General features: G+C 36.4%; 22 protein-coding genes, 2 pseudogenes and 1 other annotated feature. Of the genes and pseudogenes, 10 read left to right on the top strand and 14 right to left on the bottom strand.

What is annotated here, in order from left to right:
• Positions 1 to 564: 564 nt before the first annotated feature.
• Genes ACQKMD_RS05670 through ACQKMD_RS05655 form a run of 4 tightly spaced genes read right to left on the bottom strand, consistent with a single transcriptional unit; the run spans position 565 to position 3,353 of the window.
• Positions 565 to 1,464 (bottom strand): RluA family pseudouridine synthase, encoded by a 900-nt coding sequence (locus ACQKMD_RS05670; protein ID WP_427750240.1) that lies wholly within the window; start codon positions 1,462 to 1,464, stop codon positions 565 to 567.
• Position 1,465: 1 nt separating this feature from the next.
• On the bottom strand, positions 1,466 to 2,269 hold the full coding sequence (locus tag ACQKMD_RS05665; protein WP_427750239.1) for an NAD kinase: 804 nt from the start codon (positions 2,267 to 2,269) through the stop codon (positions 1,466 to 1,468).
• Positions 2,266 to 2,946: a GTP pyrophosphokinase gene (locus ACQKMD_RS05660; protein WP_427750237.1), complete on the bottom strand. Its 681-nt coding sequence runs from the start codon at positions 2,944 to 2,946 to the stop codon at positions 2,266 to 2,268. Before ACQKMD_RS05660 ends, ACQKMD_RS05665 begins: the two co-directional genes overlap by 4 nt.
• A gap of 11 nt (positions 2,947 to 2,957) precedes the next feature.
• A complete protein-coding gene (locus ACQKMD_RS05655; RefSeq protein ID WP_427750235.1) occupies positions 2,958 to 3,353 on the bottom strand; it encodes a hypothetical protein in 396 nt (131 codons plus the stop codon).
• Positions 3,354 to 3,526: 173 nt separating this feature from the next.
• Between ACQKMD_RS05655 and ACQKMD_RS05650 the strand changes: the two genes are divergently transcribed.
• The 4 genes from ACQKMD_RS05650 (at position 3,527) to ACQKMD_RS05635 (ending at position 6,369) form a co-directional block, all read left to right on the top strand.
• A complete protein-coding gene (locus tag ACQKMD_RS05650; RefSeq protein WP_427750234.1) occupies positions 3,527 to 4,114 on the top strand; it encodes a CYTH domain-containing protein in 588 nt (195 codons plus the stop codon).
• Positions 4,115 to 4,117: 3 nt separating this feature from the next.
• Positions 4,118 to 4,906: a lytic transglycosylase domain-containing protein gene (locus ACQKMD_RS05645; protein ID WP_427750232.1), complete on the top strand. Its 789-nt coding sequence runs from the start codon at positions 4,118 to 4,120 to the stop codon at positions 4,904 to 4,906.
• A gap of 252 nt (positions 4,907 to 5,158) precedes the next feature.
• Positions 5,159 to 5,560, top strand: coding sequence for a globin (locus ACQKMD_RS05640; RefSeq protein ID WP_427750229.1), 402 nt, complete (start codon positions 5,159 to 5,161; stop codon positions 5,558 to 5,560).
• A complete protein-coding gene (locus tag ACQKMD_RS05635) occupies positions 5,557 to 6,369 on the top strand; it encodes a ClpXP adapter SpxH family protein (RefSeq protein WP_427750227.1) in 813 nt (270 codons plus the stop codon). Before ACQKMD_RS05640 ends, ACQKMD_RS05635 begins: the two co-directional genes overlap by 4 nt.
• Before the next feature lie 500 nt (positions 6,370 to 6,869).
• Here the strand turns inward: ACQKMD_RS05635 and pepF are convergent, their stop codons facing one another.
• Positions 6,870 to 8,687, bottom strand: coding sequence for an oligoendopeptidase F (pepF, locus tag ACQKMD_RS05630; RefSeq protein WP_427750225.1), 1,818 nt, complete (start codon positions 8,685 to 8,687; stop codon positions 6,870 to 6,872).
• A gap of 54 nt (positions 8,688 to 8,741) precedes the next feature.
• A complete protein-coding gene (locus tag ACQKMD_RS05625; protein ID WP_427750223.1) occupies positions 8,742 to 9,983 on the bottom strand; it encodes a competence protein CoiA in 1,242 nt (413 codons plus the stop codon).
• A gap of 330 nt (positions 9,984 to 10,313) precedes the next feature.
• On the opposite strand from ACQKMD_RS05625, the pseudogene ACQKMD_RS05620 reads away from it, so the two are divergent.
• Positions 10,314 to 10,463: pseudogene (locus tag ACQKMD_RS05620) on the top strand (IS5/IS1182 family transposase); the annotation flags it as partial.
• A 288-nt stretch (positions 10,464 to 10,751) separates the two neighbouring features.
• On the opposite strand, the gene mecA reads toward ACQKMD_RS05620, so the two are convergent.
• The 3 genes and pseudogenes from mecA to ACQKMD_RS05605 form a co-directional block, all read right to left on the bottom strand.
• Positions 10,752 to 11,420 carry an adaptor protein MecA gene (mecA, locus tag ACQKMD_RS05615; RefSeq protein WP_427750222.1) on the bottom strand — a complete coding sequence of 223 codons (669 nt, stop codon included), beginning with the start codon at positions 11,418 to 11,420 and terminating at the stop codon, positions 10,752 to 10,754.
• A gap of 416 nt (positions 11,421 to 11,836) precedes the next feature.
• A complete protein-coding gene (gene spxA / locus ACQKMD_RS05610) occupies positions 11,837 to 12,232 on the bottom strand; it encodes a transcriptional regulator SpxA (RefSeq protein WP_179078282.1) in 396 nt (131 codons plus the stop codon).
• Positions 12,233 to 12,679: 447 nt separating this feature from the next.
• Positions 12,680 to 13,078 (bottom strand): annotated as a pseudogene (locus ACQKMD_RS05605) (peptide ABC transporter ATP-binding protein); the annotation flags it as partial.
• 14 nt (positions 13,079 to 13,092) lie between these two features.
• Between ACQKMD_RS05605 and ACQKMD_RS05600 the strand changes: the two are divergent.
• Together ACQKMD_RS05600 and trpS are read left to right on the top strand one after the other, a co-directional pair.
• On the top strand, positions 13,093 to 13,254 hold the full coding sequence (locus ACQKMD_RS05600; RefSeq protein WP_427750280.1) for a DUF3899 domain-containing protein: 162 nt from the start codon (positions 13,093 to 13,095) through the stop codon (positions 13,252 to 13,254).
• A 186-nt stretch (positions 13,255 to 13,440) separates the two neighbouring features.
• Positions 13,441 to 13,658, top strand: a binding site (T-box leader).
• A gap of 44 nt (positions 13,659 to 13,702) precedes the next feature.
• Complete coding sequence (gene trpS, locus ACQKMD_RS05595) at positions 13,703 to 14,692, top strand: tryptophan--tRNA ligase (protein ID WP_427750220.1); 990 nt, start codon at positions 13,703 to 13,705, stop codon at positions 14,690 to 14,692.
• A gap of 384 nt (positions 14,693 to 15,076) precedes the next feature.
• On the opposite strand, the gene fabF is transcribed toward trpS, so the two are convergent.
• Complete coding sequence (fabF, locus tag ACQKMD_RS05590; RefSeq protein WP_427750218.1) at positions 15,077 to 16,315, bottom strand: beta-ketoacyl-ACP synthase II; 1,239 nt, start codon at positions 16,313 to 16,315, stop codon at positions 15,077 to 15,079.
• 30 nt (positions 16,316 to 16,345) lie between these two features.
• Positions 16,346 to 17,284, bottom strand: coding sequence for a beta-ketoacyl-ACP synthase III (locus ACQKMD_RS05585; protein ID WP_427750216.1), 939 nt, complete (start codon positions 17,282 to 17,284; stop codon positions 16,346 to 16,348).
• Positions 17,285 to 17,477: 193 nt separating this feature from the next.
• Between ACQKMD_RS05585 and ACQKMD_RS05580 the strand changes: the two genes are divergently transcribed.
• A complete protein-coding gene (locus tag ACQKMD_RS05580; protein ID WP_427750214.1) occupies positions 17,478 to 17,672 on the top strand; it encodes a YjzD family protein in 195 nt (64 codons plus the stop codon).
• Between the two features lie 85 nt (positions 17,673 to 17,757).
• On the opposite strand, the gene ACQKMD_RS05575 is transcribed toward ACQKMD_RS05580, so the two are convergent.
• On the bottom strand, positions 17,758 to 19,905 hold the full coding sequence (locus ACQKMD_RS05575; protein ID WP_427750212.1) for an ATP-dependent Clp protease ATP-binding subunit: 2,148 nt from the start codon (positions 19,903 to 19,905) through the stop codon (positions 17,758 to 17,760).
• Positions 19,906 to 20,148: 243 nt separating this feature from the next.
• Between ACQKMD_RS05575 and ACQKMD_RS05570 the strand changes: the two genes are divergently transcribed.
• On the top strand, positions 20,149 to 20,844 hold the full coding sequence (locus ACQKMD_RS05570; protein ID WP_427750210.1) for a Crp/Fnr family transcriptional regulator: 696 nt from the start codon (positions 20,149 to 20,151) through the stop codon (positions 20,842 to 20,844).
• Between the two features lie 80 nt (positions 20,845 to 20,924).
• Here the strand turns inward: ACQKMD_RS05570 and ACQKMD_RS05565 are convergent, their stop codons facing one another.
• Both ACQKMD_RS05565 and ACQKMD_RS05560 read right to left on the bottom strand, forming a co-directional pair.
• Complete coding sequence (locus tag ACQKMD_RS05565; protein ID WP_427750208.1) at positions 20,925 to 21,233, bottom strand: metal-sulfur cluster assembly factor; 309 nt, start codon at positions 21,231 to 21,233, stop codon at positions 20,925 to 20,927.
• Between the two features lie 52 nt (positions 21,234 to 21,285).
• Positions 21,286 to 22,053 (bottom strand): alpha/beta fold hydrolase, encoded by a 768-nt coding sequence (locus tag ACQKMD_RS05560; RefSeq protein WP_427750206.1) that lies wholly within the window; start codon positions 22,051 to 22,053, stop codon positions 21,286 to 21,288.
• 125 nt (positions 22,054 to 22,178) lie between these two features.
• Between ACQKMD_RS05560 and ACQKMD_RS05555 the strand changes: the two genes are divergently transcribed.
• On the top strand, positions 22,179 to 22,991 hold the full coding sequence (locus ACQKMD_RS05555; protein ID WP_427750204.1) for a Cof-type HAD-IIB family hydrolase: 813 nt from the start codon (positions 22,179 to 22,181) through the stop codon (positions 22,989 to 22,991).
• Positions 22,992 to 23,000 lie beyond the last annotated feature (9 nt).

Below are 23,000 nucleotides of genomic sequence, written 5' to 3'. Positions count from 1 at the left end.
TGTAGATAAACCCGGATTTCTTCGCAGTTTGTCTACAATCTAACATCTATTAAAATGAATGAATCAATGGAAAAGTAGAAGGTAACATTTTATTGGTTTGAAGAAGCGTCCACTCGACTCCTGTGGGAATAGCGAGACAGACGAGACCCTGCAGGAGCGTAGCAACAAAGCGGCTCGGCGCTCGCCCGCGGAAAGCGAGCGGTATGCTTCGGAAAACCTGATCTATCCTTTATACAAATAAAAAGACTGTAGATAAACCCGGATTTCTTCGCAGTTTGTCTACAATCTAACATCTATTAAAATGAATGAATCAATGGAAAAGTAGAAGGTAACATTTTATTGGTATTTATTGGTTTGGAGAAGCGTCCGCTCGACTCCTGCGGGAATAGCGAGACAGACGAGACCCTGCAGGAGCGTAGCGACGAAGCGGCTCGGCGCTCGCCCGCGGTAAGCTTCGGAAAATCTGATCTATCCTGTATACAAATAAAAAGACTGTAGAAAACTCGTTTTTTTCGAGTTTGTCTACAGCCCAAGGTACTTTTTTAATAAAAAGCACCTTATCGATTATTCTATTAGTAGTGATTGCATATCTTTCGGCAAACCCGTATGCCAGCAATAATATTGTTTCGACACCGGATGATATAATTGAAGCTCTACACAATGCAATGCTTGGCGATCTATTACATCCCTACGTCCACCGTATAATGTATCTCCTACAAGTGGATGTCCAATAGATGCCATATGTACACGAATTTGATGTGTACGTCCTGTGTGCAGTTTTAAACGAATATGTGTAACGGCTTCTCCACCTATGATTAAACGTTTTAACACAACAACATCGGTGTGTGCAAATTGTCCGTCACTTCTTACTTCACGTTCAATTATACTACCGTCTTTTCTCCCAATAGGAGCCATTATTTCTTGCTGCTCAGACTCCACATGACCATGTACAACCGCTTCATATGTCCGATGTATTTCATGTTTCTTTTGAGCTTCACTCATTAAATGATGAACGTGACGATGCTTTGCAATACACATGATCCCTGATGTATCACGGTCAAGACGGGTTACAATATGCACCGTTGAAGCTAAATCTTGCTGTTGCAAATGGGCAGCTACAAAATTAGCAACACTGCCATTTGGATGGTCATGTGAAGGAATAGTATTTTGAAAAGGCTGTTTAGAAATGACCAGTAGTTCATGATCTTCGAAGATAACCTCAAGTTTTCCATCTTCAGGAACTAAACCCTTACTAATTTCTTCTGGCGGAAAAATAATTGTGACTAAATCATTCTGCTTTAGACTATGACGGACATTTTGCTCTATATCATTTACTAAAAGTTGTCCACCTTGAAATTTTATAGCAGTTAACGCTCTCTTAGAAATTCCCCACATAGCAAGTGCATCTCTAAAAAGTTGTTCCTGCTCTACTTTAAATGTTAAGCGATACCGTAAATCTTTCATCTTATTTTAAATCACTATCGATAAATGAGTCATGCACTCGTTGCCAAAACGGGAATGCTCTAAAACGAGCAAATCTTACCTTTTCTTTAGCTACTTTGTACTGAATTGATTTTACATTTTTATGCAATAATTGCACATGATCGACTGTGACCATAAAATCTTTTGCCTTTACTGGCTTTAGCACGCAATTATGATGTGCCGGTAAAACTAGTGAAGACCCGACTGTACGGAATACGCGATTATTAATAGAAGCCATTTCAGTCACTTGAATTGCCTCTATTGATGGATGTAAAATGGCGCCCCCAAGTGCCTTATTATAAGCAGTACTTCCTGAAGGTGTAGAAACACAAAGACCATCACCACGGAAGCGTTCAAATGGGCGCCCATTTAATTCAACGTCCATCACTAATGTTACTTCTGGGGATTTAACCGTAGATTCATTCAGAGCTAAATAGGTGTAATTGTCATCTGAATTTTGATAATTAATCACAACTTCTAATAGTGGATAATCGATTACTTTAAAGTCACTCTTTGCTATGGAGATAACCAATTTTTCAATTTCAATTGGCTTCCAGTCAGCATAAAAACCTAGATGTCCTGTATGAATACCGACAAATGCAACATCCGACAATATATGACTATATCGATGAAATGCATGTAGAAGTGTACCATCTCCGCCAATCGACAATACAATGTCTGGCTTTTCTTCATCTATTTCTAAACCAAAGTCAGTTAAGTAAGAGATGGCTCTTTCCATTAATTCATTTGATTGTGGATCATTACGTGATTGAACGGCAAATTTCATAGGTTTTCATGAGCTCCCTTCGAATTATTCTCTCTAACTTTTGGATTTGAAGCCTCCTTGTATTCCGTAAAATACTTTTGAGCTTCCTGTATCTCCTCGCGAATTAAAGACATTTCCTCATCTAAGCGGAACGCTGCCTCTGCTGCGCTTTGCAGACGATTTTTTATTTCCTCCGGAAAAATCCCCTTATATTTATAGTTCAATGAATGCTCAATAGATGCCCAGAAGTTCATTGCAAGTGTTCTAATTTGAATTTCAGCTAAAATCCGTTTCTCACCTTGAATGGTTGCAACAGGATATTCAACAATCATATGATAGGAGCGATATCCACTAACTTTAACATTGGTGATATAATCTCTTTCTTCTACAACTATTAAATCATTGCGCTGACGTAATAATTCAATAACAGTCGGAATTTCATCCACGAATTGACACATTATACGTACCCCTGCGATATCTTGTAACTCATGTGCTAGCATATCTGACGGTTCAAAGACTAGACCTTTTTCTAACGTCTTGTCATAAATACTCGCAAGTGGCTTCACTCGACCAGTTACAAATTCAATTGGTGACGTTTCATTCGATTTTTCGAACTGTGCGCGCATTCCTTTTAGCTTAATTTTCAATTCATCTACGGCTTGCTTATAGGGCTGTAAAAAGCGATCCCATTGTCCCATGATAAGTCCCCCTAATCTTCTCGGGATTCGTTCAATATTTCTGCAAAGGCTTCTTCAACAGCTGTTGAAAAGTCTGCTCCATAATTATGATTTCCTTCAATATTAAATATAAGTGCGTTTAATTCATCCTGGAAGTTGATCAATTCAGTCTGTTTATCGCCCCAGGTTAATAATGGTTCAAAATCAGATTGTAATGTTTTGACTAATAGCGGCCAAATAGTTTGCGGGAATTTTATGTAATGGTAGTCTTCCCCAGCATCCATTAGATAGATAAAAGCCATGGCGTCTGAATCAGTAATAACCTGTCCTGCAGCTCGCCATTCACAATCAGGTGTTTCTCCGCATATTTGCAATTGAATTTGTTTTTCTAGTTGTAATCCATTTTCTACTATATATGTTTTACGCAAAGCCTATCTTCCTTTCCGTGAATCTCCTATCATTTTATCATAGTAAGCCTCAATACTACCCACTTTTTCAGAGAATTGTTATGCTTTTTCCCATTTCGACAATCATTGCAATGCCGTCTATACTTCACCTATAATTAATTAATACGAATTCATAAAAAGAGAGGGTGATTGGCATGGCACAACAACTAGAAATTGAATTTAAAAACCTACTTTCGAAAGAGGAATATGAAACACTTTGTATTACTTTTGCCATTCCAAATGAAGATTTTCAAGAACAGAAGAATCATTATTTCGATACAGCAGATTTTCAATTAAAGAAAGCACGTTGTGGCCTTCGAATTCGAGAAGTTCAAAACCGCTTTGAATGCACATTAAAAGAACCAGCATCTGGTATTGGATTATTGGAAACAACTGATTTATTAACTTCAGAACAAGTAAATGAAGTGCTAAATGGGGCTACTCTAATGTCAGAAGAAGTAGATACTCGATTAAAAAAACTTCAAATTAATCCGGCTAATCTCCAACTATTAGGTACACTTTTTACAAAGCGTGCCGAAATAAAATATAATGGCGGACTTCTCGTATTTGACCATTCTCGCTATTTGGACACAGATGACTATGAACTAGAATTTGAAGTGACTGATGAGGAGACAGGTAGAGTAATTTTTGAGGAATTTTTAGCAAAACATTCAATACCAGTTAGAGAAGCGGATAAAAAAATCGCTCGCTTCATGGCTGCCGTCAATAAGAAAAGAGGTTAATAGATGGATATCTCGACTTTAAAAACGCTCCTTGAAATTCAAGGATTGCAATCCATGGGATCGACTAGCTTATCAACAAATGATTCATCATCTTCTTCATCTAGTATGTTCACACAATTAATGAATGAAATGATGACTTCATCAACATCTCAAAGCAACATGTCCCAATTACTTGGCTTAACAAACTCGGTAGCAGGCTCGAACAGTTCAAATGCTACTGACTATGCTTCATTATTAGGTAGCGGCTTAATGGGGGCTTCAACAACGAGCTCGAATAACGAACTTGCAAGCTTATACTATAACGGTACCTCACCTATTTATAAACCAACTTCTGTGGCTAATAATACATATAGTATGACACCTTTGAATCCAGTATTAACTGGCTATACACCGGGTCCTACTAGTGTTACATCAAATACGCAGTATGATACTATTATTAAAAAAGCTTCCGAAACTTATGGAATTCCCGAAAAAATGATTAAAGCTGTGATCAAACAAGAATCTAATTTCAATAACTCTGTAGTTAGTCATGCCGGAGCGGCTGGTCTTATGCAATTAATGCCAGGTACAGCCAAATTCCTTGGAGTTTCTAATGTTTTTGACCCTGAACAAAACATTATGGGGGGCACCAAGTATTTGAAGCAAATGTATGATAAATTCGGAGGTAATATGAATCTAATGTTAGCTGCATATAATGCAGGACCTGGCAATGTATCTAAATATAATGGTGTTCCACCATTTAAAGAAACGACAAACTATGTGAATAAGATCATGAATAGCTATCAAGCATAATGACAGAAATGCCGGAGCTGTCGAACAATTACATATCAATTTATTCTAAGAATCGACATTTAAGCTACCAATATGTCGATTCTTTTTTTAATTAGTTTCTTTGAAAGTACGATTTTCTACAGTAATCATACACTTTTACGGACTTTTTTATTAAACTATATGAAAAAAGTAATGTAATTTAATCGATTTGTTTGAGAAAAAACGTTTAGGTTGATAGAATAGAATTACAGCTAAAGCAAAGGAGCATCATCAATGACGCAAAAACCTATTATTCCTTATGAGGAAATTGGCGAAGAAACACTATCAAAAATGATTAAGATTTTCTACTCCAAAGTCGCTAAAAATCCGAAGCTAAAGCCGATATTTCCTGATGATTTAACTGAAACAGCCCGCAAGCAAATTCAATTTCAAACTCAATATTTAGGTGGTCCAAATCTTTTTACAGAAGAACATGGGCATCCAATGATGAGAGCCCGCCACATGCACTTCAAAATTACACCTGAACGTGCACAAGCATGGTTAGAATGTATGGCTGATGCTATGGATGAAGTTGGATTAGATGGAAAGATTCGAGAAATATACTATAAACGACTCGTCCTTACAGCGCACCACATGATTAATTCACCTGATAACGACGAGGAGGTATTAGAGTGAATACTATTCAGTTCATGCCGGCACCGCCTTCACCTACTACAACTCTTAGTAGACCGATTGAGCTTTATGTATTCGTCGATCCACTTGCTCCAGACAGTTGGGATTTACAAGCAATTATCCGTAAGCTTCAAGTAAATTATAATCAGTACTTTACTTTACGCTTTGTTCTTAGTACAGAATTAGCCTCGCTTAATGTCGCTTGCCAACGTGTAAATAGCTGTAATAGTGAATATGAAGAAATTGATGTCTCTCATCCCGTTCTTCCTTCAATCGCAGTAAAGGCTGCTGAATTACAAGGAAAAAAAGCTGGCTATCGTTACCTAATGAAATTACAAGAATATGTATTGTTGAATACGAAAAACGTTCGCTCATGCTCGACCCTAGTCGAAATAGCCAAAGAGGCTAAATTAGATATTCAAGAGTTCCAAACAGACTTCCAATCGTTAGAAGCTTCTCGTGCATTTCAAAGTGATTTATGCATTACGCGTGAGATGGAAGTAGAAGAGGTACCAAGCTTCGTTTTCTTTAATGAAAATATTGAAGATGAAGGTTTAAAAGTTAGTGGAAATTATTCATATGAAGTTTATGAACAAATATTAGAAGAATTATTAGACGGTGAACTTATTTGTCAACAGCCTCCATCAGTAGAAGAATTATTTAAACGGTATCATACATTAACAACTAAAGAAGTAGCATCAATTTATAATATTACTGAACAAACTGCTGACCGAGAGTTAAAAAAGAAAATGCTACAACAAAAAGTCGACCGCATCAATTATGAAGAATCATCGCTGTGGCGTTTAAAATAAATATTATATATAGGCTAGTAACGATCTTTTTAGTCGTTGCTAGCTTTCTTAATGTAACTATTAAAAGTCTTTTTGATTATATGTAAGGTCTAGTGAATATGTAGATGATAGTTAGCAGTTAATAGAATATAAAAAAATAAAAGAGGCGCCTCTACGAGAGACGCCTTCTTTTCACAAAGGGGATGGGAGAAATGTTCACGTTTCAAACAAAGGGGTGTATGTTTGTTTGTGATTTATTTCACATCTAACACTTTAGCATGGAAAAATTGATATAGCAACGATTCAGAATTGAATTCACAAAGTTGTCATAAGGAAAGCGTTTGCATGTAGTAATAAGCATTTTAAACTTAAAATTGACATGGTTTTGTCGAGCCTTAAAATTACTATTTTTAAGTTTTCATTCAAATATTAACCATTGCAGATTATCCCATAAGGAATGTTTTCTAATTAAAAATGCCGAGGAAAATTATTTCTCTCCTCGGCTTTTTAACCATTTACTATTATACGTTAAGAAGTTTTTCTAGTTCCTCTAAGTTTTTCTCAAATACTTTGCAAGCTTCTTCGATTGGCTCAGCAGATTCCATATTAACGCCCGCTGCTTTTAATACTTCAATCGGGAAGTCTGAACATCCCGCTTTTAGGAAATTGTTAATATAACGATCTACTGCAGGTTGTCCTTCTTCAAGGATTTGAGCACTTAGCGCAGTAGCTGCACTCTTACCTGTTGCATATTGATACACATAGTAATTGTAGTAGAAGTGAGGGATACGTGCCCATTCTAGACCAATCTCTTCATCTACCACAATGTCGTCTCCATAATATTGTTTATTTAAACTATAGTAGACTTCCGTCATTTTTTCCGCTGTTAACGCTTCACCATTTTGATCAAGCTGATGAATAATATGCTCAAATTCAGCAAACATAGTTTGGCGGAAAATTGTACCGCGGAATCCTTCTAACCAGTGATTCAGTATATAAATACGTTGTTGTGGATCTTCAATCGTATTTAACAAATAATGGTTTAATAACTCTTCGTTACAAGTGGATGCAACTTCTGCAACGAAAATAGAATAGTTTCCGTATACGAACGGCTGGTTGTTGCGAGTGAAGTAACTATGGACACTATGTCCAAATTCATGAACAAGAGTAAATAGATTATCTAGATTATTTTGCCAGTTCATTAGGACATAAGGATTCGTACCATATGCACCAGAAGAATATGCACCGCTTCGTTTACCTTTGTTTTCAAGTACATCTACCCAGCGATCCTCTAAACCTTGTTTAACAATATTTACATATTCATCACCAAGCACTTCAAAGCTTTTTAACATTTTGCTTTTAGCTTCTTCATATGGCATATCTACCTTTGATTCTTGTACAAGTGGTGTATATATATCCCACATATGAAGTTCTTCAACACCCAATACTTTTTTGCGCAAAGCAATATAACGATGCATCAACGGTAAATACTTATGAATTGTCGAAATGAGTTGATCATATACTTTTTCTGGAATATGATTCGCCGCCATAGCAGCTTGACGAGCAGATTCGTATTTACGAATACGCGCACTAACGTTATCACCTTTAATATTACCAGCAAGAGTCGTTGCAAATGTGTTACGGAATTCTCCGTATGTTTTATACATTGCGCGGAATGCTGCTTCACGTACTTTACGATCGCCGCTTTCTAAGAAATGTGTATAGTTCCCATGTGTTAGTTGAACTTGATGACCATTTTCATCTTCAATCGTAGGGAACTGTAAATCAGCATTATTTAATGTACTAAATGTTTCAGACGATGCACCCGTTACCTCTGACAACTGCGCAAGGATTGCCTCTTGTTCTGCTGGCAGAATATGTGGACGCCCAATGTTAATTTCAAGTAATTCTTGTCTGTAAAGTTGAAGTTCTTCATTTTCAACTATATATTGTTCAATTATATTTTCATCTAATGCTAAAATTTCAGGTGTTAAAAATGACAGACCCGTTGAAACTTTCGCATAAAGTGATTTACAACGACTATCCATTGCTTGATAGAAGCTGTTTGCTGTATCTTGATCCAAGCGCATATGAGAATAAGTATAAAGGCGCATTAATTTTGAAAATAATTTATCTCGGTATTGAAGGGCTGCTAATAGTGCCTGTGCACCGTTTACAATTGTATCTTGATAAGATGCAGCATTTTCACTTAAAGCACTAATCTCTTTAAACTCTGCTTCCCAAGCCTCGTCTGTCTCAAAGATATCTTCAAGACGCCAAGTAAGTTCAACAGGCACCTCTTGTCTTGTTAATACTTTTGTTTCTGGTTTCATTGTCATAATCTATGACCTCCTATTGTACATACATTGAGAAACAATCACTATATTATTTTCTCAATTTTCATAACACTTTGCAAGGAATTCATTATGCAACAATTGTAAAATTTCAGCTTCTTTTGTAGAAGAGTGGATGGAATGAATATGCAACTTTTTCAATAATGAAATATAGTGAAGAATTGCTTCCTTACCTCGTTCATCATGAAAATAAAATTGATTATTCTTCATAAATATTGAAATAAGCTCATCATCCACTTGTAATATACTCTTTTGACAATCTTGTAAGAAGAAGAAGAAAGAAGCTTGCCATTCTAAGATGTAGACATCGATATACTGGGCATTTCGGACAGGCAAGCCAATGAATAGAGGTAATTGTTCAAGCCCCATACGCGCACTGTAACAGCCTTTTAAGAGCAAATCCTGCACTCCTTTTCTACTTAAGTAGAATCGTTGACGTAAAAAGCGATTTCGAATATGTAAATGTACTTGCCAATACAGGCCAAATTCCTCTTTTGTTGGCTCTTTTAATTGTAGAAACGGAAAATGCTGATGAGCAATCGGAAGCTGTTGTACTTTAGCGATAAAACTATACCCTTGTATAAATAGTAAATGTGAATAGTACATAAACATTGCTGTAGTCGGATTGTATGTGAGAAGGGTTGTGCCATGCTGGGAATGACGTGTGATAAATTGTTGACGAAATGGAGAGAGTTGAATGAGTTGAATACTTGTAGATTTTTGCTGCTTAAAATTAGGGGTTTTAAGAAGCCATATCGGAACTATCTTTGCATTCATATAGCCTTTCGTACGAGCTTGTACCATCTCAATAGGAATATTACTACACTGAAATTCAATGGCATATTGCTCATTTTGAGTTGTTACCAATAAATCCGGTCGCTGTGACAAGTCCTTTATAAAAGGCTCTAGTTGAACAGATAATCCTTTCGTTTCAAAAAAATGATAAAGTTGTTGCTTACCTTCTAAATGGTCCTTCGACTCTCCATCCGAAAATAATTGAAGACAATTCGCATCCTTTTTGTGAGCAAAATGAGGAATAACAATATCCCCTACTCGAAGTTGTAATTCTCCTTTACATTGTGGACAGAAAAACTTAAGGGTTTGCCTTAAATGTTTTAGGTTTTCTCTCGTATGTGTAGTAGAAAGTATAAATAGATCATTATTTGTTGTTATAGCAGTTAAAATACAACCACCTCCTATTTTTATCCATTCTATAAATTTACAGGATAAATTGCAAGGGAAAAATCCCCTGGGATTCGGGAAGGCACTGAAAAAGTCCATAAAATGAATTTTAGCCCCGGCTTTTTCTTCGATGCCGTTTATTTCCGTTCCGGCAGATGCTTTCCTGGGGACGAACCTTGAGCCTCCTCGTCGCTAACTCTCCTGCGGGGTCTCAAGACGTTCGCTAATTCCTCAAGGAGTCGCCGCCTGCACTCCAATCAACTAGTTTTATCGTTTTTCTGAGTTTTTCATTCTTTCCGATTCACACCTACCTCTTTATATAATGATAAAATAAAAATTTCCATTAAAACTAACTTCAAATGAAATCACAGAGGAATTAGACTATTGTCGTCAAGTCGTGGAAATTGTAGAAACACAATCCAAAGTCGCTCAGTCCCTGCCGTACAAGAGAAATTAAACGTCATCGAAGATTATGACGGACAACTAAGTTACACCTCGGATTCAGATGCGCGATTAGGACATAAATCGGCCGATTCTTCTTTCTTTGCATTTAAAATGCACATTGCGATGAGTGATGAATGAATTATTACAGTGGCAGTTGTGACAACAGGTGAAAAAGGTGACGGACATTGGCAAAATCGGCGGGTTAATTTGGCCTGGAAGTTCAAGGAGCTACAACAATATTTGCGGTGAATTTGAAACGGATCTTGAAGCTCTTAAATGAAAAATAAGGGAAATACCAAAAAAACACCGGCACTTTCTGTTCAAAATCGAACAAAAAGTGCCGGTGTTTACTATTGAAGAACATTACATTTTAAAAACGTAAATTTTTCAGTACCCTCGGATTCGGGGGATTTTCAATGTCATTTAAGAAAAATACTTTATGACAGTATCAAAACAGTCTTTTTCCATTAATGCTTTACCGTATTCTTGAAGAATGTGAATTGTTACATCTGCGTCCGTAGAAAATTCAGTAATAACACTGAAGATGTCTTCGGCCTCATCATGTAAAACCTCTTCATTAAAACGGATGTGCAAATAATAGCCGCCTTCCCATTCATATAAAGCATTATGGTATAAGGCGGTCTCTTGTATTTTTTTTGCAAGAGGAATAATATCATCAAATTCCTGTAATTTAAAAATAAAATCGGAATCTTCATCAATTGTGCTATTTACAAGATCTTCAAAATCGTCAAATTCGTGCACTTTTGGCTCATCGCCACCAAATGCAGATGACATCATTCTGTGTTTATCTTCTATATCGAAGGGCGGTTCGATATGCTGACCGTCCTTATAAATTTTAGCGTGTGTGATAGTTAACTCTAGACCATTCTCTTGAACTATCACTTGGATCCATAATGGTCCTTCAACTTCAAAATATTCTTCATCATTTATTTCATCCATCATAGACCAGAAGAGTTCTTCGCTTTTTTCCCGGTTATACCATACTTCATCTTTCGTGAATCCACGTTCTTCAATGTCATGATAAGAAATGAAGAGTTTGAGTGTATTCTCATTTATGCGTTCGATGTCCATATTACACAACTCCCTTCGGTCAATACTAATAGATGCATCGAGTCCACTTATGAACAAGTCTTTAAAATTTCTTGATAATACAGTGTCTAATACTATTGTATGATGAGTTTGTTGAAAATGGAAAGGAAATAACTCGGAAAATTACAACAGTATATGAATTGTAGTAGACAAGATTTAGTAAATCAAGTTATAACGGTCCTATGTATAGGTTTACTAGTCCCTTTTATATCGTAAATAATGCATTTTTTTTAACACATAAAAAGAGCCAGTTGTGTGATACTTAACAACAACTGGCTCTGAAGACATATTGAAGAAATGGGTACGTATGAATCCAAACTAATCAATATACTTATTATATATATGCATACTGTTGACTATTCTAAGCGAGATAAGTCACATGAAAATGGCACTTAAAATTAGTTAACCATCTTCTGTGCTTCTTGTAATTGGTAAGCACGAACTTTACGTGGTAAGAAACGACGAATTTCATCTTCGTTATACCCTACTTGTAAACGTTTTTCATCTAAAATAATCGGACGACGTAAAAGTCCTGGATGTTCTTGAATTAACTCATAAAGACGTTGTAATGGTAAAGTTTCTACATCTACTTTTAGTTTTTGGAAAATTTTAGAGCGAGTTGAGATGATTTCATCCGTACCATCCTCAGTCATGCGTAAAATTTCTTTTATTTCACTTATGCTTAAAGGCTCAGCGAAAATATTTCGTTCTGTATATGGAATATCATGTTCTTCTAACCATGCTTTTGCTTTTCTACAAGATGTACAACTGGGTGAAGTAAATAATGTCACCATCATATAAAACACATCCTTTCAAAATGTGTAGCGAATATAATAACATTCCTAAATTAGAATGACTTTAAAAAAAGAACTGTAAGCATATTATACAACATTTTGTCCAATTTGAATATATGCTATTAAGAAAATTTTCCATGTAAGTTATGACCGTTTTTTCTATCATTTTTAGTTTCTCCGTAAAGGTTGGACAACTTCACTACTCGTATATATGTAGTATCCCCAAAAACACATTATGGTAAACCTTTTTTTCAAATAAATATTCTCATTTAGAATCTCTATATTGAAAAAATGTATATTATATTTACACTAATTATACGTCGGAACTGCAAAAAAAGTTTCAATTATAGTTAGATTTCACAAATCAAATTTGACAAAATACAAAACTGCCCCTTTAGTCAACTAATTTCATTGACTAAAGGGGCAGCATTTAGCTAATAATAATGATTAGTTACTTTCATACTCTTTTTGTAACGCGGCAAATTCAGTATCAGAACAATAGACGAAATGTCCAGGACGTACTTCACGCATTTTCACGTTCTCTCCGTCCTTATAATTATGCGATTTTGGATCGTATGTTTTACGCACACGATTGCGTTCATAATCAGGGTCAGGCAGTGGAATTGCCGATAATAGTGATTGTGTATATGGGTGCATAGGATACTTGTAAAGATCTTCTGCTGGTGCAATCTCTACTAGTTTACCAAAATACATTACACCGATTCTATCCGAAATATATTTAACCATAGAGAGATCATGCGCGATAAATAAATAGGTTAAACCTTTTTCTTCTTGTAACTCTTTTAATAGGTTAACAACTTGTGCTTGAATTGATACATCTAGTGCAAATCGTACTCATAATGCTTTTTCAATATAAAGGCTTGAAATTAATCGATTACATTAATGTCTCATTTGTAGCAGGGGGTATTGTGCTTTTTGTTGGACTCACAGCATATATACTATCATCGGGCTTTTTTGATATTTTCACAGTTAGTATGCGTAAGGTTATTGTTAGATCCTAGACTAGAGGATGTTAAAGATATGAGAGCTCCTTCTCAAATTGTTTCAATGCCCTTTAAGGGTATTTTACAAATTGGTGGAGCTACCATTATGATGATGTTCATTGCCCTTATGTTTTATTATTTGTAAACTGTAGACCAATACTTGATTTTTAGCTTTCGGCTATATTATAATCACAAAAAGCATTAAAAAAAACGAAGACGAAGAGTAGTACATTTATGTCGTATGTAAAGAGAGTCTGTGGTTGGTGCAAACAGATGATATGCTAAATGGAATGGACTTCCGAGTTAACTTTGTGAACCGGTTTGTAGTAGCTCAGTTCGTTAACCTCACGTTACGAGGATGAGTGGTCGATTTATCGACAAGCTTGGGTGGTACCGCGGATTCAACATCATTCGTCCCTATATTAGGAGACGCATGATGTTTTTTTATCTAAGGAGGAACTCAATTATGAAACGTATTTTTTCAGGTGTACAACCAACAGGTGTAATTACATTAGGTAACTACCTTGGTGCATTTAGACAATTCGCAACTATGCAAGACGAATACGATTGTATCTTCTGTATTGCAGATCAGCACGCGATTACAATGCCACAAGATAGCAAAGAACTTAGAAACAGCATCCGCACGCTTGCCGCAACATATCTAGCAACAGGTATTGATCCAGAGAAATCAACTCTATTTATTCAATCAGAGGTACCTGCACATGCACAAGCTGGATGGATGTTACAATGTATTTCTTACATCGGTGAACTTGAGCGCATGACGCAATTCAAAGATAAATCAACTGGTAAAGAGGCGGTTTCTGCTGGCTTACTTACTTACCCACCACTAATGGCTGGTGATATTCTTCTATACAACACAGATATCGTTCCAGTTGGCGATGACCAAAAACAACATTTAGAAATCACAAGAGACTTAGCTGAACGTTTCAATAAACGTTACGGTAAAGTATTCACGATTCCTACTATACAATTACCAAAAAACGGGGCTCGTATTAAATCTCTACAAGAGCCAACCAAAAAAATGAGTAAATCAGATGAAAACAAAAAAGCAACAATCCGCCTTCTAGATACTCCAAAAGAGATTGAGAAGAAAATCAAATCTGCCGTGACAGATTCTGAAGGCGTAGTTGCTTTCAATACTGAATCTAAACCTGGTGTATCTAACTTACTAACAATTGAAGCAGCACTAACAAACGAATCCATTGACAATCTTGTAGCAAAATACGCTGGGCTTGGTTATGGTGCATTCAAAGCAGGCGTTGCTGAAAGTGTTATTAATCATCTAGTACCTATCCAAGAACGTTTTAACGAGTTAATCGATTCACCACAATTAGATGATATCTTCGATGCAGGCGCCGAAAAAGCAAACGCTATTGCAAGTGCAACAATTAAGAAAATGGAAGACGCGATGGGCCTTGGGAGAAATAGACGATAACTAGTCCAATACTTGAGCCGATGAAAATTTTGAAATCAACTGTTTGCAAAATAAACATAAAAACGGCTGTCCATGTATAACCTAGTGCTCGGTAGTTCAAATATAGAATCATATGTGTTGAACTCAGTACAATAAGACCATAAAAAGTTAAGAAAAATAGTAAGCGCATTTGCATATTTCCTTTTCTAGTTTTTAATACTATATGAAAAAATGACTTCGTTATAACTAACGAGGTCATTTTTATGCGAAAATATGATTTTCAAAACCATTAATAGTATTTCACTTACTATATTCGCTTGCAGTATTCATTTGATTTAATAACATTACAATAAAGTTCTATAGATAAATAAACCACAGGAAATTCACCCTGTGGTCATTCGTTACTTATTGATATTTTTTAAATAATAGTGAAGCATTATGCCCACCAAAACCTAGTGAATTACTTAACGCATAAGTAATTTCTTTTTCTCTTGCTCTGTTAGCAACATAGTCTAAATCGCACTCAGGATCTGTTGTTTCTAGATTCATCGTTGGCGGTAAAATACCTTCTTTTAATGCAAGTACTGAGAAGATTGCTTCAATCCCACCAGCTGCTCCAAGTAAATGACCTGTCATCGACTTCGTTGAACTCATCGCTAAATTGTAAGCATGTTCTCCGAAAACAGTTTTTACAGCTTTTGTTTCAAATAAATCATTATAAGGTGTGCTCGTACCATGCGCATTGATATAACCAATTTCTGTTGCATCAATACCAGCATCATCTATCGCTTGCTTCATAGAGCGAGCTGCACCCTCCCCTTCAGGAGCAGGTGCTGTAATATGATGTGCATCTCCAGTTGAACCGTATCCTACAACTTCACTATAAATTTTTGCACCACGTTTTACTGCATGTTCGTATTCTTCTAAAATAACAATACCCGATCCTTCTCCGATGACAAAACCATCGCGATTTGCATCGAATGGACGAGATGCCGTTTGTGGATCTTGGTTTAACGTAAGTGCTGTATTTGAGCAAAATCCTGCAACCGCCATATTCGTAATCGGCGCCTCTGCTCCTCCAGTAATCATGACATCTGCATCACCACGCTCAATAACTTTAAACGCGTCACCAATTGAGTTTGTACCTGATGCACATGCTGTTACTGTACATGAGTTAATTGCTTTTGCACCAAAGTGGATAGATACTTGACCTGCAGCCATATCAGGAATCATCATTGGTACGAAAAATGGACTAACACGACGTTGTCCTTTTTCAAGGAAATTGCGGAATTGTTGTTCATACGTCTCCATTCCACCAATTCCAGAACCTATCCAAACACCTGTACGCAGACCAACTTCAGGAGTTATTTCTAACCCTGCATCTTTTACAGCCATAATAGACGCCGCTAATGCGTAATGTGTAAAACGATCCATCTTACGTGCTTCTTTTCGAGAAATATATGCTTCAATATCAAAATCTTTTACTTCTGCAGCAACTTTTGCAGGAAATTGTTCAGCATCTAAACGTGTTAACGGGCCAACACCACTTTTTCCTTCTTTAATCGCTTTCCATGTTGTTTCTACATCATTTCCTAAAGGTGTCACAGCACCAATACCTGTAACAACTACTCGACGTTTTGTCATGTTCTTAAAACTCCCTCTTTTCTAATATTGTTATTTTCCCCAGCGCATTGCAACGGCGCCCCATGTAAGGCCGCCACCAAATCCAACGAGCACAAGTAAATCGCCATCTTGAATTTTGCCGGCTTCTAGTTCTTCTATTAATGCATTGCCGATTGAAGCAGATGATGTATTGCCATATTTTTTAATAGCCGTAGACATTTTCTCCTCTGGCAAACCTAGTCTTTGTCTTGCAGATTCCATAATTCGAATATTTGCTTGATGCGGAATTAGGAAATCAACATCTTCCTTAGCATATCCCGCTTTCTCTATGACATTTAAAGCTGATTCACCCATTTGACGTACCGCAAATTTGAATACTTCACGGCCATTCATCTCAATGTGACCTGCATCATTTTGGAATAAATGTTTTCCGCCTGAGCCGTCTGAACCAAGCTCAAATGATAAAATCCCTCTATTATCAGATACTTTACCCATCACAGCTGCACATGCACCATCACCAAATAGGACAGCAGTATTTCGATCTTCCCAGTTTGTAATTTTTGAAAGCTTTTCAACACCTACTACTAATACATAATCATATGTATTAGATTCAATGAATTGCTTAGCCGTTACCAAGCCGTACATAAATCCTGCACATGCAGCGGACAAGTCCATTGCAGCCGCATTATGTGCACCTAGTTGGTCTTGTATCATACACGCTACACTCGGAAATGGTCGGTCAGGTGTTACGGTTGCAACTAAAATAAGCCCGATTTGATCAGCCGAAATACCAGCATTAGCTATTGCGTTTTTTGCAGCTTCAAAAGCTAAATGAGAAGAGTTATGTTCATCTGATGCAATTCTTCGTTCTTCGATTCCTGTTCTAGTGCGAATCCATTCATCCGATGTATCCATCATTTTTTCTAAGTCAGCATTTGTGACTACACGATTAGGGATACATCTTCCTAAGCCTATTATTCCAGCGTTCATGAAGTAGCGCCTCTTTTCTTTTGTTATCAATTATTAGTACCTGGTAATAATTATAACGAAAGATTTATATTTTTTCAACACTTCGTCAATTTTTGTCCAAATAACGGGGCATAATAATGAAAAGATTCTTTTATTTAAATGTGGCAATATGATATGATAGAACAGGTAAAAAAGTTAGTTAGAGGTGAAATTAATGAGATATATTATGCTATTTTTGTGGTCAGCATTATTAGTTTCTGTACTGAACTACGTAGTAAGTTCAATTCAGAATGTTGGATTTAACTTAAATCTTGGATTAGGGCTTTCAGTAGTTTTCTCAGTATTCTTAATTATTATTAGCAATATTATTCCAAACGAATCACCTAAACAAGTAGGTCACCAACAATAATCAAAATCCTGTCCATAGATTGGACGGGGTTTTTTCTTTTAAAAAAGTCTGAGCACCCTTATATAAAGGTTGCTCAGACTCTTTTTTATGCTTGCGCTGATTCTTTATGGATTGTTACTTTATCATCTTCCATTGAAACGACTAATCGATCCCCTGGTACTGTATCCCCTTTTAGCAATTCTTTTGCAACGAGCGTTTCAATATATCGCTGTACAAATCTTCTTAAAGGTCTTGCACCAAAAGTTGGGTCTGTTCCTTCTGCTACTACCCACTCAATGACATTTCCATCTACTTGGAGTTCAATTTCTTGTTCAGCTACTCGTTTTTTTAATAACTGAATGTACTTCCAAGTGATTTGATAAAAATGTTCATTTGTTAATGAATGGAACATAACGATATCATCTAATCTATTTAATAACTCTGGTTTGAAATGCTCTTTTAAAGAGGCCATTACTAGGTCTTCAACAGCATGTTCACTATTATTAGGCATATCTAGTAAGTAACTTGAGCCTATATTAGAAGTCAATATGATTACGGTATTTGTGAAATTAACCATACGACCTTGGCTATCGGTAATACGACCATCATCTAAAATTTGCAATAAAATATTCGCAACGTCTGGATGCGCCTTTTCAATTTCATCTAAAAGCACTACTGCATATGGATTTCTACGGACAGCTTCTGTCAATTGACCGCCTTCTTCATAACCGATATAGCCAGGAGGTGCTCCTACTAAGCGTGATACGCTATGTTTTTCCATGTACTCAGACATATCAATTCGAATGAAATGATCCTCTGAGTCAAATAATTGAGCGGCTAATGCTTTTGCTAATTCGGTTTTCCCTACACCTGTTGGTCCTAAGAACAAGAAAGATCCGATTGGTTTTTGTGGATCTTGAATACCTGCACGTGCTCTCCAAACTGCTTCTGTCACTAGCTGAACTGCTTCGTCCTGCCCAACTACTCGCTCTTGTAAAGTAGCTTTTAAGTTGAGTAGTTTTTCACGTTCACCTTCAACTAATTTTGTTACTGGAATACCTGTCCATCTTGAAACAATTGAAGCAATTTCTTCAGCTGTCACATCTTCACGGAGCAGACGATCATTTCCTTGTTGCAAAGTTTGCTCAAGTTCTACTAATTCTTTTTCTAATTCAGGAATTTTGCCGTGACGGAGCACTGCTGCTTTATTTAAATCATAATTATTTTCAGCTTCTTCTAAATCCCTACGATAACGATCAAGTGTTTCACGTTTTTCTTGGATAACATGAAGTGAAGATTTTTCGGCTTCCCATTGCTCACGCATATTAGAAGAAGAGTCTTTTAGCTCCGATAATTCCTCACGAAGTGCTACAAGACGTTTTTTACTAGCTTCATCCTTTTCTTTCATCAATGCTTGTTCTTCAATTTTAAGCTGCATAGTACGACGTGTTACCTCATCTAATTCTTGTGGCATGGAGTCTATTTCTGTTCGAATCATAGCACAAGCTTCATCGATTAAATCAATTGCTTTATCTGGCATAAAACGCTCAGTTAAATAGCGATTTGATAATTCCGCAGCAGCAACGATTGCTCGGTCATGAATTTTCACGGCATGATGCAGTTCAAAACGTTCTTTTAAACCACGTAATATAGAAATCGTATCCTCTACAGATGGTTCACGAACTAAAACTTGTTGGAAACGACGTTCAAGTGCTGGATCCTTTTCGATATACATACGATATTCATCTAATGTAGTTGCACCGATACAATGTAACTCACCTCTTGCTAACATCGGTTTTAGCATATTCCCAGCATCCATTGCACCATCCGTTTTACCTGCCCCAACGATTGTATGAATTTCATCGATGAAAAGGATGATTTGCCCTTCACTTTCTTTTACTTCTTTTAATACGCCTTTTAAGCGCTCTTCAAATTCCCCACGATATTTGGCACCAGCGATTAATGCACTCATATCCAACTCATAAATTTTGCGGTCTTTTAAACCTTCTGGTACGTCTTTTTTTACGATTCTTTGTGCTAACCCTTCAACGATTGCTGTTTTACCAACACCCGGTTCACCGATTAATACAGGGTTGTTTTTTGTCTTACGAGATAATATTCGAATGACATTACGGATTTCTTGGTCACGACCAATAACAGGATCCATTTTGCCATTTTTCACTTCTTCTACTAAATTACGTCCAAATTGTTCAAGTGGACTTTTTTGCTCTGCATCATTCATATTCATTTGCATTATAGTTCACTCCTTATTTGACCTTATTTGACCTTTTGATTAACTTCATTATATTATCGTTCTCCTTTTAAAGTAAAGCGATTTGTTTGACCTTTTTTGACTATTATATTTTTCATATTAAAATTCTATACATTCGAATTTTTATCACCTTAATATTGGAAATATTTGATATATTTAAATATGCCCAATTACAAGAAAGCTGTATGTTATAATTAGGGAAAACAGAAGAGGTTGTGAATTTTTTTGGAGGAAATTGAAACTATCCCACCTAAGCTCCATTCACTTTTCGAAGAACATGGTACAGTTCTCAAATTCGCCAAAGACACCCCTATATTCTTAGAAGGCGATCGTACCCAGGATGTTTTTTTCGTTGTGTCTGGTAAGGTGAGAATTTCAAAAGAAACTGCAAGTGGGAAAGAATTGACGATTCGCATATGTAGTAGCAATAATTTAATCGGGGAAAGTACTATTTTTAGTTCCTTAGACTATAATTCAACGACAGCAACAGCTATGGAGCCAACTACTATTTTAACTATCGATAACAACATGCTTGAACTCTACCTTAGTCAAGAACCTTCATTGATGATTGCATGTTTGCGTTGGATACAGTTACAAAATATGAAAAGTCAATCTAGACTTCGCGATTTATTGTTACACGGAAAAAAGGGTGCGTTATTTTCTACACTGATACGTTTAGCAAACACTTATGGTGAAAAGTTGGATGATGGTTCAATCCATATTAACTATAAATTGACCAATAATGAGCTAGCAAATCTCTGTGCTACTAGCCGTGAAGTCATTAACCGTATGTTAAATGACCTCAAGAAAAATAACATTATTACATTTGATAAGAGCACAATCACAATTCTCAATTTACAATTCCTCAAAGATGAATGTGAATGTGAAAACTGTCCTCTTCAAATTTGTAGAATTGACTAACCTCAGGTATTATATCCATACATGTCATTAAAAAAACCCGCTCGACTTTTCCAGTCTGAACGGGTTTTATCTTTATAAAATTAGCGAATACCTAGAGCAATTTTTGCATAACGTGACATATTGTCTTTATTCCATGGTGGATTCCATACAATATCAACAGTGACTTCTTTAATTTCAGGTAATTCAAATAAAGCTGTACGGATTTGGTCAACAATAACTGGACCAAGTGGGCAACCCATTGAAGTTAATGTCATGGTTACTACACATAATCCTTCTTCAGATAAATCCACTTCATATACTAAACCTAAGTTCACGATATCAATACCTAACTCAGGATCAATTACATTTTCTAAAGCACCATATATTACTTCTTTCATATCTGCATCCATAGTGTTTCCCCTTTCTGCATAGTGTTTAATACATCATAACAAATGAAACGACTTATGCCAAATGGTCTGCGAGCCATTTCGTAGCAGCAAGCATCCCTGGACGTGATACTTTATGTCCTGCTTGTTTATCAACAATGAAAACAAGATTTTCAGGGTGGTCTGCATAATCTGCTTGTATACTTTCATAAAATTGATATGCAGGTGTAAATGGAACCATATGGTCTTTCTTACCGTGCCAGAATAATACTGGACGGTTAGCCATCGATTCAGGATGCTTTGATATATCAAAGTAGCTAAGTGTTTGCACCATTTTCTGAAGCTCTTCATCTGATATTGGAATTTTGAAACCTCGTTCTTCAAACTGAGCCATCTGAGCTTTTGAAAGCTCCACATAACCAGGTGCACCCATCATAACTGATGCTGTTTGAATCCATGGGTAAACACGTAAGCAACCTAATGTAACAATCCCACCCATAGAAGTTCCTGCTAAACCAATTTTACCTTCTGGCAGCAAACCTCTTTCTATTAACTGCTTATGTAAAAAATCAACTTCTTCAATTGAAGTTAAGACCACTTCCCAAAAACGTAAACTAAGTTGAATTTCATCTAGTCCTTCATCTCGCTCACCATGCAAATATGCATCTGGTAATAGTACTCGAACGCCTCTTTCAACTAGTTTATACGCATAGTGTAAATTATGTTCACTCGCACTCATAAAGCCATGGAGAAAAATGACAACTGGTGATGCTGATGTTACGGTCTTTTCATCATAAATGTGAAGTAACGGAATTTTACCCCACTGTTCTTGTTGAACCTTCACTGCATTCACTCCTTGATAGTTTATCCTAATAATATCGTAACAAAAATTATTCACGGTGACAAAGTTTTGACGAACAAGTAAGATTAACGATACACTCTATTATAGTAGGAAAGGAGTTTTTTCATATGGTACAACCTCATTTAATTGTTTTAGATTTAGACGGTACACTTTTAACCGACGAGAAAGTTATTTCTGAGAAAACAAAACGCACTTTGCTACAGGCGAAAGAAGAAGGTCATCAAGTTATGATTGCAACCGGAAGACCCTATCGTGCGAGTAAAATATACTATCAAGAATTAGGTTTATATACACCAATCGTCAACTTTAATGGAGCCTTCGTACATCATCCAACCAACACCTCTTGGCAAACACTTCATAGCCCAATAGAGTTATCAGTTGTAAAAGATGTAGTGGAATCCATCAACCATTATGAAATTGAAAATTTAATCGCTGAGGTTATGGATGATGTGTATGTTCAATACCATGATCAAAAAATCTTAGATATTTTAACTATGGGCGAACCAAGAGTAACGACAGGTATTTTACGTGATTATTTAAAAGATAATCCTACAAGCCTTTTAATTCAGGCTAGCTCTTCTAATGTACCCTTAATTCGTCAACATTTAGCTGATACAAAAGCCGAGCTAATCGATCATCGTCGCTGGGGTGACCCTTGGGAAGTAATTGAAATCGTTCGTCGCGGCATAAATAAAGCTGTCGGACTATCACATGTTGCCAAAGACCTACAAATACCTCGTGATCGAATAATTGCATTTGGCGACGAAGACAACGACTTAGAAATGATAGAATATGCGGGTATTGGCGTTGCAATGGGTAATGGTATTGGCCAGCTCAAAAACATTGCAAATGAAATAACACAAACCAACAATGAGGATGGTATAGCTAACCTCCTAATTGACCGACTAAACTTAAAATAAACTACACTA

Origin of the sequence: Viridibacillus sp. NPDC096237 (assembly GCF_050278625.1) — a bacterium.
Lineage (GTDB): Bacteria > Bacillota > Bacilli > Bacillales_A > Planococcaceae > Viridibacillus.
This window is presented reverse-complemented; position numbering and strand designations above follow the sequence as displayed.